Source organism: Corynebacterium sp. UBA2622 (assembly GCF_002339505.1).
In the GTDB taxonomy this organism is placed as follows: domain Bacteria; phylum Actinomycetota; class Actinomycetes; order Mycobacteriales; family Mycobacteriaceae; genus Corynebacterium.
The window spans coordinates 153,081-170,980 of the sequence record NZ_DDJO01000012.1 but is presented as its reverse complement, the minus strand read 5'-3'; the positions used below and the strand labels follow the sequence as shown (position 1 = coordinate 170,980).

Annotated in this window: 14 protein-coding genes; 8 read left to right on the top strand and 6 right to left on the bottom strand. The window is 65.0% G+C overall.

Annotated features, from left to right (window positions below):
• Positions 1–3 precede the first annotated feature (3 nt).
• The 4 genes from B3611_RS05170 to B3611_RS05155 all read right to left on the bottom strand — a co-directional run bounded on the left by B3611_RS05170 (position 4) and on the right by B3611_RS05155 (position 2,104).
• Positions 4–726, bottom strand: a complete 723-nt coding sequence (locus B3611_RS05170) for an enoyl-CoA hydratase-related protein (protein WP_291314015.1) — start codon at positions 724–726, stop codon at positions 4–6.
• Positions 727–1,623 carry a polyphosphate kinase 2 gene (gene ppk2 / locus B3611_RS05165; protein WP_291314014.1) on the bottom strand — a complete coding sequence of 299 codons (897 nt, stop codon included), beginning with the start codon at positions 1,621–1,623 and terminating at the stop codon, positions 727–729.
• A gap of 147 nt (positions 1,624–1,770) precedes the next feature.
• Positions 1,771–1,896, bottom strand: coding sequence for a hypothetical protein (locus tag B3611_RS05160; protein WP_291314013.1), 126 nt, complete (start codon positions 1,894–1,896; stop codon positions 1,771–1,773).
• Positions 1,897–1,930: 34 nt separating this feature from the next.
• Positions 1,931–2,104, bottom strand: a complete 174-nt coding sequence (locus B3611_RS05155) for a hypothetical protein (RefSeq protein WP_291314012.1) — start codon at positions 2,102–2,104, stop codon at positions 1,931–1,933.
• A gap of 495 nt (positions 2,105–2,599) precedes the next feature.
• On the opposite strand from B3611_RS05155, the gene B3611_RS05150 reads away from it, so the two are divergent.
• Positions 2,600–3,649 (top strand): alpha/beta hydrolase, encoded by a 1,050-nt coding sequence (locus B3611_RS05150; protein ID WP_291314011.1) that lies wholly within the window; start codon positions 2,600–2,602, stop codon positions 3,647–3,649.
• 212 nt (positions 3,650–3,861) lie between these two features.
• The gene (locus B3611_RS05145; RefSeq protein WP_291314010.1) at positions 3,862–5,406 is read left to right on the top strand and encodes an ATP-dependent nuclease; all 1,545 of its coding nucleotides are present in this window, start codon (positions 3,862–3,864) and stop codon (positions 5,404–5,406) included.
• Between the two features lie 155 nt (positions 5,407–5,561).
• Here the strand turns inward: B3611_RS05145 and groL are convergent, their stop codons facing one another.
• Both groL and B3611_RS05135 read right to left on the bottom strand, forming a co-directional pair.
• Entirely contained in the window at positions 5,562–7,199 is a 1,638-nt protein-coding gene (gene groL / locus B3611_RS05140; RefSeq protein ID WP_291314009.1) for a chaperonin GroEL, read from the bottom strand.
• 222 nt (positions 7,200–7,421) lie between these two features.
• Positions 7,422–9,494, bottom strand: a complete 2,073-nt coding sequence (locus B3611_RS05135; RefSeq protein WP_291314008.1) for an OPT family oligopeptide transporter — start codon at positions 9,492–9,494, stop codon at positions 7,422–7,424.
• A gap of 116 nt (positions 9,495–9,610) precedes the next feature.
• On the opposite strand from B3611_RS05135, the gene B3611_RS05130 reads away from it, so the two are divergent.
• From B3611_RS05130 to B3611_RS05105, 6 genes are all read left to right on the top strand, one after another.
• On the top strand, positions 9,611–10,945 hold the full coding sequence (locus tag B3611_RS05130; RefSeq protein WP_291314007.1) for a dipeptidase: 1,335 nt from the start codon (positions 9,611–9,613) through the stop codon (positions 10,943–10,945).
• 314 nt (positions 10,946–11,259) lie between these two features.
• Entirely contained in the window at positions 11,260–11,856 is a 597-nt protein-coding gene (locus B3611_RS05125) for an acetyl-CoA acetyltransferase (protein ID WP_291314006.1), read from the top strand.
• 223 nt (positions 11,857–12,079) lie between these two features.
• Complete coding sequence (locus B3611_RS05120) at positions 12,080–15,079, top strand: Na+/H+ antiporter subunit A (RefSeq protein WP_291314005.1); 3,000 nt, start codon at positions 12,080–12,082, stop codon at positions 15,077–15,079.
• Positions 15,080–15,574, top strand: coding sequence for a Na(+)/H(+) antiporter subunit C (locus B3611_RS05115; RefSeq protein ID WP_291314004.1), 495 nt, complete (start codon positions 15,080–15,082; stop codon positions 15,572–15,574).
• Positions 15,564–17,384: a Na+/H+ antiporter subunit D gene (locus B3611_RS05110; protein ID WP_291314003.1), complete on the top strand. Its 1,821-nt coding sequence runs from the start codon at positions 15,564–15,566 to the stop codon at positions 17,382–17,384. The genes B3611_RS05115 and B3611_RS05110 overlap by 11 nt, the downstream gene beginning before the upstream one ends.
• A gap of 2 nt (positions 17,385–17,386) precedes the next feature.
• Positions 17,387–17,896 carry a Na+/H+ antiporter subunit E gene (locus tag B3611_RS05105; protein WP_291314002.1) on the top strand — a complete coding sequence of 170 codons (510 nt, stop codon included), beginning with the start codon at positions 17,387–17,389 and terminating at the stop codon, positions 17,894–17,896.
• Positions 17,897–17,900 lie beyond the last annotated feature (4 nt).

The following is a 17,900-nucleotide window of genomic DNA, read 5'->3' as shown; positions in this document are numbered from 1 at the left end:
CCGCTACCTGCCGGTGAAGCGCGGGGCGCGTTTTTCTGCCCGGGCGCGGGCGGACTCGCGCACGTCCTCGGAAGCGAAGGCCGCGTCCTGAGCCGCCTGGCGCTCCTGCCGGCTGAAGAGATCGGGCGCGAACTCCATCTTGATGTCACGCAGGGTCAGGGGCGCCTTCGAGGACAGCAGCTGCGCAACGTCCAGGGCGTCCGAAAACGAGGAACCCCGCACGGCGTAGCCGGCGGACACAGCCTCCCCCGCGTCCATCTCCAGGCCGCCGAACAGCATCGCCCGGGCCCGGGAACCGCCGATGAGCTCAATCAGGGCACGCACGGTCCACTCGTTGACCCCGATAGCCATGTCACCCAGCGGGATGCGGAAGCGCGCGGAGGGATGGGCCACGCGGATGTCGCAGGCCATGGAAACCATCATTCCGGCACCGATGGCCGGCCCGTTGACGTAGGCGACCACGGGCACAGGGCAGCCTCGCACCGCGCCGACCAGCTCATCGAAGACCTCGAAGAAGCCCCCGGCCAGCTTGTCCTCGCCGAGGTCCGCACCCGCGGAGAAGCAGGAGCCGGCACCGGTGAGGAGGACGCAGCGGGAGGTCTCCTGCGCGGCCCGGAGGGCGTCGATAAGCGCTTGCGCGAGGTCGACGCTGATGGCGTTGCGCTTCTCGTCGCGGTTGAGGGTGAGGACCGCGACATCACCGCGCGCCTCTGTGGTGACCAACATTTAATCGCCGATCTGGTCGCGGCCGCGCTTGACGATCAACGGGTCGGGCTCCCCCACCACCTCATGGTCCTTGTTGGTGTACTCGAACTTGCTCAGGATGTAGCGCATCGCGTTGATGCGGGCGCGCTTCTTGTCGTTCGACTTGATGGTGATCCACGGCGACTCGTCGGTGTCCGTGTACCGGAACTGCTCCTCCTTCGCGCGGGTGTAGTCATCCCACTTGTCCAGGGAGGCCAGGTCCATCGGGGAAAGCTTCCACTGGCGCACCGGGTCCACCTGGCGGATGGCGAAGCGCGTGCGCTGCTCCTTCTGCGTCACGGAGAACCAGAACTTGGTCACCGAAATGCCGGAGCCGAGGATCATGTTCTCCAGCATGGGCACCTCGCGGAGGAACTCCGCGTGCTGCGACTCGGTGCAGAAGCCCATGACACGCTCGACGCCGGAGCGGTTGTACCAGGACCGGTCAAAGAAAACGATCTCGCCAGCAGACGGGAAGTGCTGGATGTAGCGCTGGAAGTACCACGAGGTGCTTTCGCGTGGCGACGGCTTCTCCAGCGCGACCGTCCGCGCTCCGCGCGGGTTGAGGTGCTCGTTGAACCGCTTAATCGTGCCGCCCTTGCCGGCGGCATCGCGGCCCTCGAAGATGATGACGTGCCGCTGGCCGGTGTCCTTGGTCCAGTTCTGCCACTTCAGCAGTTCGATCTGGAGGGCGCGCTTCGTCTTCTCGTACTCGTCGCGGCTCATGCGCTCCTCGTACGGGTAGTTCTCGCGCCACGTCTCGATGGGTGTGCCGTCCGCTCGGAGGAGAACCGGATCGTCCTCGTCGGAGTCGTCGACCCAGTAACCCTCGGTCTGGGCGAGGTCGAGCATCGGCATGTCATCATCGTTGCTAGCCATACAGGTGATGATACGTGCGCCAACGTTCGCGCGCCGGTCAAAAGGGCAGAAGCACGTCACACATTTGCGCCTGATACTGCGGCCAATCGGAGAACACAGCCATAAAAAAACTCCACCCCGGACGGGGTGGAGGAAAGCGATGCTTTATTACTTGACGAACATGCCCATCAGCTGGGAGATGCCGTCAGCGATGGAAACCAGCGGCTTCCACAGATCGGTGATGGCGTTGCCGAGCTGGAATGCGGAGGAGCCGAGAGCGGAAAGGGTCTGCATGTGAGTTTCTCCTTATTGGAAGAGGGTGGGGGGTTTAGGACTTGGTCGGGGTGGAGGAGGCGCTGAAGATGCTGGTGATAGCCTTGATCGCACCGGTCAGGCGGTTCTCGCCGTAAGCGGAGGAGGTGAGGCCGTCGAAGATCTTGCCCCAGCCCTGCCAGGTGTCAACGAAGTTGTCGAGGTGCATCTTGATGGTAGAGAGATCCATGTTTTCCCCTTATGGAGTAGGTGCCAGATAATCTGGCGGACTTGACAGTGTCTGACACCCCGGAGAGCGTCACGCGGATCATTGTGCCACAGTTCCTGCCAGCGTCAAGGCTTTCCGCTCATGGATTTCACATAATCCCGTCACGCGAACGTTACAAATGCGTAAATCGCCATTACCGGGCGAGCAGAGCCCGCAGCCCTGACCTGGGACGTTGACCATGGACGGGTGAACAGTGCGTTAAATCGCCAACCGCTACGTAATGGTTTCTCCCGGCCACCCGATTTCTTGAACCCTCGTCCGCCCCTGCACACCCCAACATATGCCCCCAAAGTGGGGGTGCTAAGGGCCGCCTGGCCACTCCCGACTCCCACCACGGGCTCCGTGCCACCCGGTCAAACGGCCCCTTGCCGGGCAGCCAGAGCCTAGAGTGTGACGCGGAACAATTCGTACGGGTGGCTAAACCCCCAAACGTCGACAATTCACGGAGGATGAGCGATGACAGAGCAGGCCCAATGGTCCGAGGTGTCCACTGACGAGGTGCCCGCCGCACCGCGGGGTGCCGCCACATTCCGTGTCCGCTACACCGCCCAGGGAGCGCGCGGCCCGGTGCCGATGACGGGCCTGGTTACCGTACCGGCACACCGCCGGGAGGACGGCGCCATCTTCAGCTGGGCCCACGGCACCACGGGCCTGTCCACCAACAGCGCTCCCTCACTGCACGTTTCGGGCGACTCCATCGAGCGCTACATCACCCCCTGGACGCAGTACCTGCAACATTGGGTGGACGCGGGTTACGTGGTCACGCAGCCCGATTACGAGGGTCTCGGAGTCGAGGAAGTCGGTGCGACCTACATGCACAAGGCGTCCCTGGCATCCTCCATCAACCGCCTCGTGGAGGAGTCCCGCGACAAGTTCGGCGGGAGCGGGACGTGGGTCAACGTCGGGTTCAGCCAGGGCGGTTACGCGGCGCTGGCCGCCGCGGACAACCCCACGGAGGGAATGGCTGCCACCGTCGCCATCGCGCCCGGTGACACCGAGCTGGTGAACAAGAACCTGCGCATCATGGGAGTGCGCCCCGTGGACGTCGCCCGCATGCTCAAGGGCACTGCGGTGCGCTTCTTCCCCATCGTCATCGCCGGCGCGCTCAACGCCTTCGAGGGCGTCCACCCCGATGACTTCCTCAGCGAGCGCGGCAGGGAGCTCGTGGAGAAGGCCGAGCAGCTCACGCTGCCGCAGCTTCGCGACGAGGTGGCCAACACCTCCGGCGGTGAGCTGTTCATCTCCAAGGCCAACACCAAACCGATGCAGGACCTCCTGGACGAGCAGCGCCTGGAGCTCATGCACCCGCAGGGTCCTGTCTTCATCGTGGCGGGTGACCAGGACACCACCATCAACCGCGAGTCCCTCAAGACCGTGATCAAGGGGTGGACCTCCGCGGGTGGCGCGGACGTGGAGTACCGCGAGATCGCGGACGCCACGCACAGCGACACCGTTCCGCAGAGTTACGAGCTGCAGCGCGAGTGGCTTTCGGCACTAAACGGCTGAAACAAGTGTCTTGAGTGTGAGATGATTAGTGGAGCAAGTGATCACTCGGTCCTCAATCTACGAAAGTCCCTATAAGGCCACTTCTGGTCAACGCCTTTCGTTATCACTCTTCGAAATTGAGTGTCGGTGATTTCATCAATACACCGGTTCGCCTTCACTAACTGACGCACAGTTTTGTAGCGAATCATAAATAGTTGGAAGGTGTCCCGACCGTGCAACAGTACAAATCTGAAATCCGTCCTAGCACGATTCATAAGCTCGAGAGGCGCGTTCGCGAAGAGAAATACGCCAATTACCTCAAGAGCATGCGTCTCTTAAAAATCCGCGGCTTCCAGGGTGCATCGATCCGATTCGATTTCCCCGTCACTGCTCTCATCGGCCCAAACGGGGCCGGAAAGACCACGGTACTCGGGGCCGCGGGTTTAATTTACCGTGATGTGCAGCCTCGTCGATTTTTCGCTAAAAGCGGCTCCTACGATGACTCGATGCGTGACTGGAAAATTGAGTACAACGTCTTAGATTCTCCGGGAAAATCGGACAAACCAGGGAGCATGTTGACTCGAACGGCGAGTTATTTGAAAGCCAAGTGGAATCGAGATGCCCTGGAGCGTTCGGTTCAAATTATCGGCATCAACCGAACTTTGCCAGCGAGCGAGCGAAAAGACTTATACAAGTTCCTCGGAGCCGAATTCAGGGGAATTGCAGAAACGCAGCTTAGTGACCCAGTAGTAAAGGCTGTACGGCGCATCCTGGGAAAATCGGCTAGCAATTACCTATCGGTGAGGGCAGATCGGGGTAAAACTGAAATTTTTGCCTTGCGCGACTCTGGGGACTCCAGTGGAAACTATTCTGAGTTTCATTTTGGAGCTGGCGAGGCCAGCATCATTCGCATCGTTACGCAGATTGAAGCGGCACCTGCAAACTGTTTGATACTGATTGAGGAAATCGAGAATGGTTTGCACCCCGTCGCAACCATGAAACTCGTCGAATATCTGATCGATGTCGCCCTTCGAAAGTCCTGCCAGGTGATTTTCACGACCCACTCGAACGCAGCACTTGCGCCCCTCCCCGAAATAGCTGTTTGGGCATGTTTCAGAGGAGAATTGAATCAAGGGAAGCTTGATGTCGAGGCCCTGCGCGTTTTGACAGGGGAGGTCGATTGCGAGCTCGCAATATTCACAGAAGATCGATTTGGGGAATTGCTAGCAGACCTAACGCTTCGATTTCTGACTCCTAAGCACAATATCAAACGCCGCTCCATTGAAATTTACGCCATGGGTGGTGCGGCCCAAGTCAGGGATCACGTGCGGTTCCACCGCAACAACCCTTCTGTTGGTTTCCCAGCGATTGGGTTTCTCGATGGCGACCAGCGCGAAGCCGATGGGTTTGAACCAGAAGTTCTTCAGTTTGGCGAGAGATCAGGCCATGACCTAGTTTTCGGCCCCGGCGATTCACACCCCGAGGCGGCGATTTTTGAAGATGTTGCTTCTAATTTAGAAACGGGCGCACGGGTCCTGGGCAAACTGACCCAACGCTTAATGCTAAATACCGAATCGCAAGAGCGCGTTAAAGAGTCAATTATCACACGGCTTAACACTAACCAGGATCCCCACCTACTATTTGCGCAGGTGGGTGACGATTTGGACTTTCTTCCGGCAGACTCGGTGGCTCAAGCGTTTATTACGATCTGGGCGGACGCTTTCCCGGAAAAAGTCGACGAAATGTGGAAGGAGGCACTACCCCTGCTGCCTTCATGAGCTATGCCATCCCTCAGAATGAATGACGCGCAGACACTGTCTTTACGAGTTTGCCGCAATTCCATGCCCGCCATTCTTTTCCTATCAACGCACGACAAAGGCGCGCGCCCCGCGGTGACGGGGTGCGCGCCTTTTGAGCGTCGATAAGCGAATGCTTACATCATGCCCATGGCCTCGGGGTCCATGCCCGCGCCAGCGCCGGCCGGCTCGGGCTTGTCCGCCACGACGGCCTCGGTGGTGAGGAAGAGCGCGGCGATGGACGCAGCGTTCTGCAGGGCGGAGCGGGTGACCTTGGCCGGGTCGTTGATACCCGCCTCCATCATGTCGACGTACTCGCCGGTGGCCGCGTTGAGGCCCTGGCCGTCGGGAAGGTTTGCTACCTTGTCGGCCACGACACCGGGCTCAAGGCCGGCGTTGAATGCGATCTGCTTCAGCGGTGCGGCGAGGGACTCGCGGACGATCTTCACGCCCGTGGCCTCGTCGCCCTCCAGGCCGAGGTCGCCCTCGAGCTCCTTCGCGGCCTGCAGCAGGGCCACGCCGCCGCCGGCGACGATGCCCTCCTCGACGGCAGCCTTGGCGTTGCGCACTGCATCCTCGATGCGCAGCTTGCGCTCCTTGAGCTCCACCTCGGTGGCTGCGCCGACCTTGATCACCGCAACACCGCCCGCCAGCTTGGCCAGGCGCTCCTGCAGCTTCTCGCGGTCGTAGTCGGAGTCGGAGTGCTCGATCTCGGCGCGGATCTGCTTGACGCGGCCGTCAATCTGGGCCTGCTCGCCGGCACCCTGGACGATGGTGGTCTCGTCCTTGGTGATGACCACCTTGCGGGCTTGGCCGAGCAGCTCGAGGCCGGCGGTCTCGAGGGAGAGGCCGACCTCCTCGGAAATGACCTGGCCGCCGGTGAGGATGGCGAGGTCCTGGAGCATGGCCTTGCGGCGGTCGCCGAAGCCCGGTGCCTTGACGGCGACGGACTTGAAGGTGCCGCGGATCTTGTTCACCACGAGGGTGGACAGGGCCTCGCCCTCGACGTCCTCGGCGATGATGAGCAGCGGCTTGCCGGACTGCATGACCTGCTCGAGAACCGGGACGAGCTCCTTGACGTTGGAGATCTTCGCGGAGACCAGGAGGATGTACGGGTCCTCGAGGACGGCCTCGCCGCGCTCCATGTCGGTGGCGAAGTAGGCGGAGATGAAGCCCTTGTCAAAGCGCATGCCCTCGGTGACCTCGAGGTCCACGCCGAAGGTGTTGGACTCCTCGACGGTGATAACGGACTCCTTGTTCACCGCACCGTTGCCCACGGCGTACATCGCCTCGGCGATCTTGGCACCGATCTCCGGGTCGGAGGCGGAGATGCCGGCGGTGGAGGCGATCTGCTCCTGGGTCTCGACTTCCTTGGCGTTGTTGAGCAGGTAGGAGGAGACCTTCTCGGTGGCGGCCTGGATGCCGCGCTTGATGCCCATCGGGTTGGAGCCGGCCGCGACGTTGCGCAGGCCCTCGCGCACGAGCGCCTGGGCTAGGACGGTGGCGGTGGTGGTGCCGTCGCCCGCGACGTCGTCGGTCTTCTTGGCGACCTCCTTGACCAGCTCGGCGCCGATCTTCTCGTAGGGGTCCTCGAGCTCGATTTCCTTCGCGATGGTCACGCCATCGTTGGTGATGGTCGGGGCACCCCAGGACTTCTCCAGAACGACGTTGCGGCCCTTGGGGCCGAGGGTGACCTTAACGGCGTCGGCGAGGGTGTTCAGGCCGTTCTCCAGGCTGCGGCGCGCTTCCTCGTCGAATGCGATCATCTTTGCCATGTGAGTTTGTTGCTCCTCTTAGCTAGTGAGAGTTTGTGTTGAGCGACGACACTCCACCGCCCGGCCCCTCTCCCTGCGGGGAGCGGCTGGGCGATCGTCAGCGGCTAAGCAGGCGCCCGCGACGGCCCGGCTGATGAGTGGTGTCAGCCTCACCCGCTTAAGTGTTCAGGTGTTAGCACTTAAATGGCTCGAGTGCTAGACACCATTTTTAGCACTCCCGACCTACGAGTGCAACGAGGCCGCGGTGCCCGCCTCGGTGGCTGGTCCGGTGCCCTCCCCGGGGTTGTCGGCCGCGCGCGACGCGGTGGCCCGGTAGACCAGCGCGATAAGCGCGGCAAAGACAATGACCCCGAGGACGTTCGCCCCCGTGCCACCGGAGAAAATCGCCAGCGGGCTCTCGCCACCGGTCGCGCCGATGATCGCGGCGTTGACCACTCCGAAGAGGGACTCGCCGACGATGAGGCCCGTCGCCGCCAGGGTGCCCATACGCTTCGCAAAGTCGGGGCGGGCGCGCCCGGCGGCCCAACGGTTGTAGAACCATCCGATGAAACCGCCCACAGGGATGATCACGGTCAGGGCCACGGGAAGGTACATCCCCATTCCCACCGCCAGCGGCGGCAGGGAGTACTTCCCGGTGGTACGGGTGAGAATCTCGTCGATGAGGATGACCACGGCACCGATGCCCGCCCCGAGGAAGATGAGGTTCCAGTCCAGGGAGTTCGAGAAGATACCGTTAGCCACCGATGACATGAGCGCGGCCTGGGGCGCGGCCAGGGCGTCGGGGCCGGCGCCCTCCATGCCCTGGAAGCCGAAGCCGTTGAGCATGAGCTGCAGGATGGGCGGGATGACCAGGGAGCCGAAGACGACGCCGATGATCAGCGCCACCTGCTGCTTCCACGGGGTGGCGCCGACCAGCTGGCCGGTCTTGAGGTCCTGCAGGTTGTCGTTGGAGATGGTCGCGATGCCGAAGACAATCGCCGCAGTGAACAGCGTGTAGGCCACGAGCGATGCCGGGTTGGCGCCGGAGCCGGACATGAAGGCCGCGATGAGCAGCGCACACGAGAGCACGGCGATGATGCCCACGGACGAGATCGGGGAGTTCGAGGCGCCGATCAGGCCGGCCATGTACCCGCAGACGGAGGCGATGATGAGGCCGACGACGAGAATGAACACAACCGAGATGAGGATCAGCGAGACCGCGTGCTGGTGGATGTCCGTCCCCGAGAGGAAATCCCACAACAGCAGGCCGATCGGCAGCATTGACGCGGCGATCACGCCCGCGACGACCGGGAAGGGGATGTCGCGCTCGGTGATGTCGACGACCTCACCGTCGTGGCGCTTGCGTGACGACGCCAGGGAGGCCGTCACGCCGGAGACGACCGGGCGGGAGATCTTCACCAGGGTCCACAGCGCCGCGATGGCCATGGTGCCCACGCCGATGAAGCGGATCTCGGAGGAGAAGGTGGTGGAGACGATGTCCGCCAGCTCCACTCCCCCACCGAGGTCACCCGAGGTGCGCATGGGAAGGAGGATGACGAAGGAGATGAACACGCCCACGAGCATGGCGATGCCCACGGTCAGACCCACCAGGTGACCCACGCCGATCAGCGCCAGGGAGAGGGAGCCGCCCAGCATGGTCGCGCCGCTGCCGAAGCGGAAGAACCCCATCACCTCACCGGCCACGGCCTTCATCGCGGCCAGAAGGGAGTACCCCGCGGAGGCCAGCGCGCCGAGCACGATGATCCGCAGGCCCTTCGCGTTTTCCTCGTGGGCCGCGGAGGAGGTCTCGTTGTCGGAGTCACCCACGCGCAGCACCTCGGCCGCGGCGACGCCCTCCGGGTAGGGGAGATCAGACCCGGTGACGAGTGCGCGGCGCAGCGGGATGGAGTACATCACGCCGAGCACGCCGCCCATGATGCACACCAGGGACGTGACCCAGAACGGGAACCCGGACCAGTAGCCCACCATGACCAGGCCCGGCAGAACGAAGATGATGGCGGAGAGCGTTCCGGCTGCCGAGGCGATCGTCTGCACGATGTTGTTCTCGCGGACGTTGTGCCCGGTGAAGCGGCGCAGGATCGCCATCGAGATCACGGCTGCCGGGATCGAGGTGGCAAAGGTGAGGCCCACTTTCAGGCCCAGGTACACGTTGGCGGCGGTGAACACCAGGGTGATCAGACCACCGATGATGATGCCGCGCAGCGTGAGCTCGCGGGTGCTGGGCAGGGATGCCGGATCTCCCGGCGCGGATGTCGATGCCGCAGTGGAGCCCGCGGCCGATCCCGATTCAGCCATGGTGAGGCCTTCCTCATATATAGGGAAATGAACCCGAAAATTGTAACCCCGGCCACCTTTGATTATGCATTTGAGCCGATAAAACCCGCCCCATCCACGGTGGTAGTTTCGGGGGCATGTCTGATCTCCAGCCGCAACGCGAACGCATCTTCACCGACCTCTCCGCCCTCGTCTCCTTCAACTCCCCGCACTCGGTCCCGGAGCTCGCGAGCCAGCACGAGGCAGCCTGCGCCTGGGTGGCCGCGGCACTCAAGGAGCGCGGGTTGGAGGTCACCCGCCACGAGACGGTGGACAACGCCGACACCATCATCGCGGTGAAGGAACCCGTCGGTGGAGCCCCGACCGTGCTGCTCTACTCGCACTATGATGTCGTGCCCGCCAACAACCCGGAGGCGTGGACCAGCGACCCGTTCACCCTGACCGAGCGCGGCGGCCGCTGGTACGGCCGCGGTGCCGCGGACTGCAAGGGCAACGTCGCGATGCACCTGGAGGCGCTGCGCCTTCTCGAGGAGCAGGGCGGAACCGACCTGGGCCTCAAGGTCGTCGTGGAGGGCTCCGAGGAGGCCGGTGGGCTTGACGGCCTGGTGCGCCTCATCGAGGCCGACCCGGAGCTCTTCCGCGCGGACGCGATCATGATCGCCGACTCCGGCAACGTCGCCGTGGGCGTTCCCACCCTGACCACCTCGCTGCGCGGCGGGGCCCAGCTGAAGGTCTCGGTGGAGACCCTCGAGGGCGCGGTTCACTCCGGCGGCTTCGGCGGGGCCGCCCCGGATGCGGCGCACGCCCTGGTCCGCATTGCGGACTCGCTTTTCGACGAACACGGCCGCACCTCCATCGAAGGAGTGAACTGCCTGGAGAAGTGGGAGGGTGACCCCTACTCCCGCGCGGACTTCCGCGACGACGCCGGTGTCCTCGAGGGCGTGCAGCTGCTGGGCACCGTCGAGGACGAACCCGCCGACATGGTCTGGGCCCGCCCTGCAGTGACCATGACCGGCTTCACCTCCACCCCGGTGGCCGAGGCGGTCAACGCCGTCAACCCCCGCGCCGAGGCCAAGTTCAACCTGCGCGTACCCGCAGGCATGGACGCCGCCTTCGTGGCGGAGAAGATGCAGGAGCACATCCTCGCCCACACACCCTGGGGCGCCAAGGTGGAAGTGGCGATCTCCGAGGTCGCCCAGCCCTTCGCCACGGACGCCGGGAAGCCCGTCGCAAAGCTTCTCGGCGAGTGCCTGCGCGAGGCGTACGGCACCTCGGACCTCGCTGTCGTGGGATCCGGCGGCTCCATCCCGCTGACCACCACCCTGCAGGAGCAGTTCCCGGACGCGGAGATCGCCCTGTACGGCGTGGAGGAGCCGGTGTGCGGCATCCACGGGGTGGACGAGTCCGTGGACCCGACCGAGATCGAGCGCATCGCGGTGGCCGAGGCGCTCTTCCTGCAGCGCTACTCCTAGGGAGCGTTGTGCTCACTCAGTGAGAAAGAATTTCCGCCGGGTGAGCAGGGGGAACGTCGAAAAGCGAAACTGAAGTGTTGCAGGTCACCTTTTTCCGCGCTAATGTGACCTGCATGACACGAGCAATCCTTCTCTGGGGCGTAGAGCTAGCCAAGCTAGCCGGCTCCGCTAGCCGAATTCAGGTAATTCAGGCTACGCACCCCGGTCACACATAGCCGGTTCATGTGGCTCGGGGAAGTAGTCGGTAAGCAAAACCAGAACTCGTTTGGACCGGTCATCCACACCCTCCCCGCCACAGAAGGAATGTTTCGACCATGGCTACCCAGCCCACCTCCCTGACCGATTTCGACTCCTTTACCCGCTACTTCGAGTCCCAGTTCGGCACGGCGCTCCACGACGAGTCACACACCCAGCGCCACACCACCAAGGTCTTCCGCGAAACCCGCGACCCCCTCCAGGCGCGCTACGACATCGACGCGAAGCTGCCGCGGGCACTGCGCGAGGAGGCGGAGGGAATGGACTGGGGGTTGTTCATGGCCACCTACGCCCCCGCGCCGACGCTGCACATCGGCATCATCTCCACCGACAAGGTGTCCTGGCTGGACAACCGCTACACCGCGACCGTCGCGGAGCTTTACAAGACCCGGGCGGCGCACACCTCCACCGCCGAGGTCACGGCGACGGGCCCCGCCGCAGCCGTCAGCGCTATCCTCAACGAGCGTGGCCGCTACGTGGAGATGCTCTCCTTCCACCAGATCGAGCTCTACGAGGCGACCGTCACCTGCGTCGAGGTCTGCCACCAGGTCGACCACACCCGCACCTCCTGGGCCATCGGCTTCGGGCCCTCCCCCGCCCACTCGGTCGCCGCAGCGCTGTCCTCCGGGGCTCAGCGCATTTACGGCAACCTGTAACCGGGACCGGGGGTTGGGCCTTCGCCAAAGGCCCGCCCAAACGCTAGAATCGACCCAGTTGGCCGCGCCACGACGGGACGCGCCTTTTATCTTGTATAACTCAAACGCAAGTTATTGTGGTGATGTTTTCACGCCCCCGCGGGTGGTTGTCGGAGAGTGCTCGGTCGCATCCCGGAAACCCGTGCACCCCATGCACTAGAACCGCACTAGGAGGGCCCACCACGTGCTGACGCTGCTGGCCGCGCTTGTCGCCGCGACCTTCGCCGCACCCCCACTGATCCGCCGGTTCGGCAGGGTCGCCTTCGTCCTGCTCTCGCTGGTGCCTCTCGGCGGCTTCATCTGGATGGCCAGCCTCTTCCACAGCGGCGTATTCAGCGACGGTGGCGAGATTTACGCCGTCTACGAGTGGATGCCCAGCGCCCACCTGAATTTCGAGCTCCGCCTCGACGCGCTCGCGGGTCTGTTCAGCCTGATCATCCTGGGCGTGGGCGCGCTCGTGCTGTTCTACTGCTGGGGGTACTTCGACTCCAACCCGCGGCGCCTCGCCGTCTTCGGCGGGGAGCTCACCGCCTTCGCGGCGGCGATGTATGGGCTGGTCATCTCGGACAACTTCCTGCTCATGTACGTCTTCTGGGAGCTCACCTCCGTCCTGTCCTACCTCCTGGTGGGTTACTACGGGGAGCGCGCCTCGGCCCGCCGCTCCGCCCTGCAGGCGTTGCTGGTGACCACATTCGGTGGGTTGAGCATGCTCGTGGGCATCATCCTCCTCGGTCGCCAGACGGGGATCTGGCGCCTCTCCGAGATACCGCTGTTCTCCGACATCGCCGCCACCCCGGCGATCTCCGCGGCAATCGTGCTCATCATGCTGGGCGCGTTGACCAAATCCGCCCAGGCGCCGTGGCACTTCTGGCTGCCCGGCGCGATGGCCGCGCCCACCCCGGTCTCCGCCTACCTGCACGCCGCGGCGATGGTCAAGGCCGGCATCTACCTCGTGGCCCGGCTTGCCCCCGATCTCTCGGCCGTGACCACCTGGCACATCGTGGTCATCGGCACCGGCATCTTCACCATGCTCCTGGGCGGCTGGATGGCCCTGAAGCAGAAGGACCTGAAGCTCATCCTCGCCTACGGCACCGTCTCCCAGCTCGGCTTTATCACCGCGGTGATTGGCGTGGGCTCCCGGGAGGCGACCCTGGCGGGGCTGGCGCTGACCTTCGCGCACGCTCTGTTCAAGGCCGCGCTGTTCATGATCGTCGGCGCGATCGACCACACCTCCGGCACCCGCGACATCCGCGAGCTCTCCGGGCTGGGGCGGCGCGAGCCGCTGCTCATGGCGCTGGCGGTGATCTCCGCGGCGTCGATGGCGGGCATCCCGCCGCTGTTCGGCTTCGTGGCCAAGGAGGCCTCGCTCGAGTCGGTCCTGCACGAGGAGCTGCTGCGGGGGATGCCGGGCGAGATGATGCTCGTGGGTCTCGTCGCCGGCTCGGTGCTCACCATGGCCTACTCGCTGTACTTCCTCCACGGGGCCTTCGCCACCAAGGGCGACGGCGTGGTCTCCGCGGCGGTGGCCGGCATGGAGCGTATCAGCCCGAGGCTGTGGATCTCCCCGCTCCTTCTGACGGGCGCGACCGTGCTCTACGGCCTCTTCCCGGCGCGCCTGTCCGGCCCCTTCGGCGAGTACCTCGACGTGCGCTTCCCCGACGTGGAGGGCTCACCGTTGAAGCTCTGGCACGGGTTCACGGTACCGCTGCTGCTCACCGTGGTGATCGTCACCCTCGGCGCGATCATGTTCTGGCAGCGTGGGTTGGTGGCCAAGCTGCAGTTCGAGACCCCGGCCCTGGGTGACGCGGACTCGGTGTGGGACACCATCATCGGGCACCTGCGCACCTGGTCACTCAAACTCACCGCCTCCACCCAGCGCGGCTCCCTGGCCATCAACCTCGCGGTGATCTTCACGGTGCTCATGACCGTGCCGCTGGCGGCGCTGGCGCTGGGGCGCTCCAACTCGATCCGGATGATCGTCTGGGACAGCCCGCTGCAGGGCATGGTCGTGGTGTTCATGGCGCTGATCGCCGTGGCCACCACGGTGCAGCGCAACCGCCTGTCCAGCGTGATCATGGTGGGCCTGACCGGGTACTCCCAGGCGCTGCTCTTCGCGCTGCACGGCGCGCCCGACCTGGCGCTGACGCAGGTGCTGGTGGAGACCATTTCCATGGTCGTGTTCATGCTCGCACTGCGCAAGATGCCCACCGAGCTCGAGCCGCGCCGCGAGGACAACCGTCTGCGCGCGTGGCTGTCCATCGGCACCGGCATCTCCGTGGTCATCGTCGCCATGACCGCCATGTCCGCCCGCGTCGCCGAGCCCATCTCGACGGCCATGCCCGACCTGGCCCACGACATCGGCCACGGCCGCAACACCGTCAACGTCCTGCTGGTGGACCTGCGCGGCTTTGACACCTTCGGCGAGATCTCGGTGCTCGTCATCGCCGCCACCGGCGTAGCCAGCCTCATCTTCGGCACCGGCTCCTTCGACCGCGAATCCCGCCGTCCCGTGCTTCTGACCAACAAGCCGCGCTGGCTCGCCTCAAGCGTCGACTCAGAGACGGCGCAGAACCGCTCGATCATGGTGGACGTAGCCACCCGCCTGCTCTTCCCCGCCATGATTATGCTCTCGCTCTACTTCTTCTTCGGCGGCCACAACGCCCCCGGCGGCGGTTTCGCCGGCGGCCTCGTTGCGGCGCTGGCTCTCGCCCTGCGATACCTCGCCGGCGGGCGCCGGGAGATCGAGGAGGCGCTGCCGGTGGACCCCGCCAAGCTGCTGGGTTCAGGCCTGCTCATCTCCGGTGCCGCCGCCGTCGCACCGATGCCGCTCGGTTACCCCCCTTTGACCTCCGGCTACGTCGAGCCCGATCTGCCGCTCATCGGCCATGTCACCGTGACATCCGCGCTGTTCTTCGACGCTGGGGTGTACATCATCGTCATCGGCCTGATCATGCACGTGCTCACCTCCCTCGGTGCCCACCTGGACTACGAGGAACAGGTGCGCAAGGACCGGGCGCGGCGCCGCGCCCGCGAGCTCCAGGCCAAGAACGAGCGGCGGCGCGAGGAACAGGCGCGCAAGCGCCGGCAGCGCGCCGCCGAGCGGGAGGCGGAGGCCCGGGCCGGGTCCACCGTGGTTACCGCGGCGTCAGGTGGGGCGTCGACAAGCGAAAGGAAGGATGGCTAGATGGAAGCGAACCTCTTCCTGCTCATCGGCTCGGGCGTGCTCATCGCGTGCGGGGTCTACCTCATGCTCGACCGCGCCATGACCCGCATGATCATCGGCATCATGCTCCTGGGCAACGGCGCCAACCTGCTCATCCTCCAGTCCGGGGGGCGGGCGGGTTCGCCCCCGATCCGCGGGCGCGAGAGCGTGCTCTACGGCGACCGCATTGCGGACCCCCTAGCGCAGGCGATGATCCTCACCGCCATCGTGATTTCCATGGCGATGGTCGCCTTCATGCTCGCGCTGGCGTACCGGCAGTACCGCTACCGCACCGCGGACGTGATCGAGCGCGACGAGGAGGACAAGGCCATCGCAGCGCGCCCGGCCACCCCCTCGGCCGCACCGGACCACGACGCCTCCGACGATCCCCGCACCGGGCGCATGAACCCCTCGGGCGACAACTTCGGCCCGCGCTGCTTCGAGGAGCCCGTCAAGGAGGCCGACGATGACCAGTAGCCTCGTCTCCTACGCCGCGTGGGCCCAGCCCTACGCGCACGTGCTCATTCCGCTGATGGTTCTCTTCCCCGCCGTTGCGGCGGCCGTCATCCTCGTGGCCGGCAAGCGGGTGCAGCTGCAGCGCACGGTGGCGTTCTTCGCCCTCCTCGCGCTCACCGTCGCCTCCGCGACGCTGCTGCTCATCGCGGATGTCTACGGCATCCAGACGGTGCAGATCGGCGGGTGGGACGCGCCCATCGGCATCACGCTCGTGGCAGACCGCCTGTCCACCATCATGCTGCTCGTCTCCTCCATCGTCCTCTTCGCCGTCATGTGGTACGGGATTTCGCAGGGGCTTCGCGACGGCGACGAGGACGACCCGGTCGCCGTCTTCCTGCCCACCTACATGCTGCTGTCCATGGGTGTGAACGTGGCGTTCCTCGCCGGCGACCTGTTCAACCTCTACGTGGGCTTCGAGATCTTCCTGGTCGCCTCCTACATCCTGCTCACCCTGGGCGCCTCCCCGGGGCGGGTGCGCTCGGGCATCAGCTACGTGATGGTGTCCATGGCGTCCTCGTTGGTGTTCCTGCTGGCCCTGGGCCTGGTCTACTCCGCGGTGGGCACGGTGAACATGGCCCAGGCGGGCATGCGGATGGAGGGGATTCCGGCCGGGACGCGCTCGGCGATCTTCGCCACCCTGCTCATCGCCTTCGGCATCAAGGCCGCCATCTTCCCCCTCGATGCCTGGCTGCCGGACTCCTACCCCACCGCCGCCTCGCTGGTCACCGCCGTGTTCGCGGGCCTGCTGACCAAGGTGGGCATCTACTCCATCATCCGCATGCGCTCCACTGTGTTCACCGACGGCTCGCTGGACACCATGCTGATGTGGGTGGCGCTGGCAACCATGATTGTGGGCATCATGGGCGCGCTGGCCCAGAACGAGATCAAGCGTCTGCTCTCCTTCACCCTGGTCAGCCACATCGGCTACATGGTCTTCGGCGTTGCGCTGGGAACCCTCCAGGGGCTGTCCGGGGCGATCTTCTACGCGGTGCACCACGTTCTGGTGCAAACCTCCCTGTTCCTGGTGGTGGGGTTGATCGAGCGCCAGGCGGGCACCTCGCAGCTGCGCCGGCTGGGCTCGCTGCTCTACACCGCTCCGGTGATCGCCATCCTCTACTTCATCCCGGCGCTCAACCTCGGCGGCATCCCGCCCTTCTCCGGTTTCTTGGGCAAGATCATGCTGATCGAGGCCGCGGCCAACGAGGGATCATGGCTCAGCTGGGTGCTCATCGCCGGCGCGGTGGTCACCTCCCTGCTCACCCTCTACGTGATGGTCCTGGTCTGGTCCAAGGGGTTCCTGCGCGATCGGGCCGACGCACCCGAGGGGGATGTCGCCGTCGCCCGCCCATCGGCCCTGTCCGACTTCAACGAGACGGTGTCAATGGAGGAGCGTGACGACGTCGGGCGCCTGCCCATGGGCATGCTGCTGTCCACCGCGATGCTCGTGCTCGCCTCCCTGTCCATCACCGTGCTCGCCGGGCCGATGACCTCGGTGACCGACCGCGCCGCGGAGTCCGCTAACGACCGCACCATCTACCGCGGCTCCGTGCTGCGCCCGGAGGACGGGGAGCCGACCCGGCACCTGGACCGCAACGACGACCCCGTCGACGGCGACAGCCGCGGCGACTTTGACGACCCCGCCCAACACATGGGTGAGACCGGGGACACGGTCATCGACCACGGCTCCCAGCCGACATCGACGGGCGTGACGACGTTCCCGGTGCCCGCGCCGATCGACGCCAAGAGCAACGTCGGGGAAGGTGAGCGGTGACCATGAGTGGATTCCTGAACCGCCTCCGCCCCGCCTTCGTGCTGTGGCTGGCCTTCATGTGGGTGCTCCTCCAGGGCGAGCTCACCGTGGGCAACGTCCTCGCGGGTCTGGCTCTTGGCACCCTCGTCGTGGTGGTGCTTCCGCTGCCGCCGGTGCCTCGCAGCGGCAACAAGGTGCACTGGGGCCGTCTCATCCGGTTCCTCTGCATCTGGTTCGGCGACCTCATCCTCGCCTCGGTGAAGGTGGCGTGGCTCGCGCTGCGCCGGGAGGATCCGCCCCGCAGCGCGATCCTCCGGGTGCCGATGCGCGTGTCCAGCGAGCTGGTGCTCTACCTGGCCGCCTGCGCCTACAACCTGCAGCCGGGCGGGACGGTCTCCGACATCGACATCGCCAACCGCGAATGGACCATCCACGTCCTCGACGCCCACGCGGACGAGGACATCGAACGCGAGATAGCCAACGTGCTGAAGCTGGAGCGGCAAATGATCGACATCTTCGAAAGCAGGAGGTAGCAGC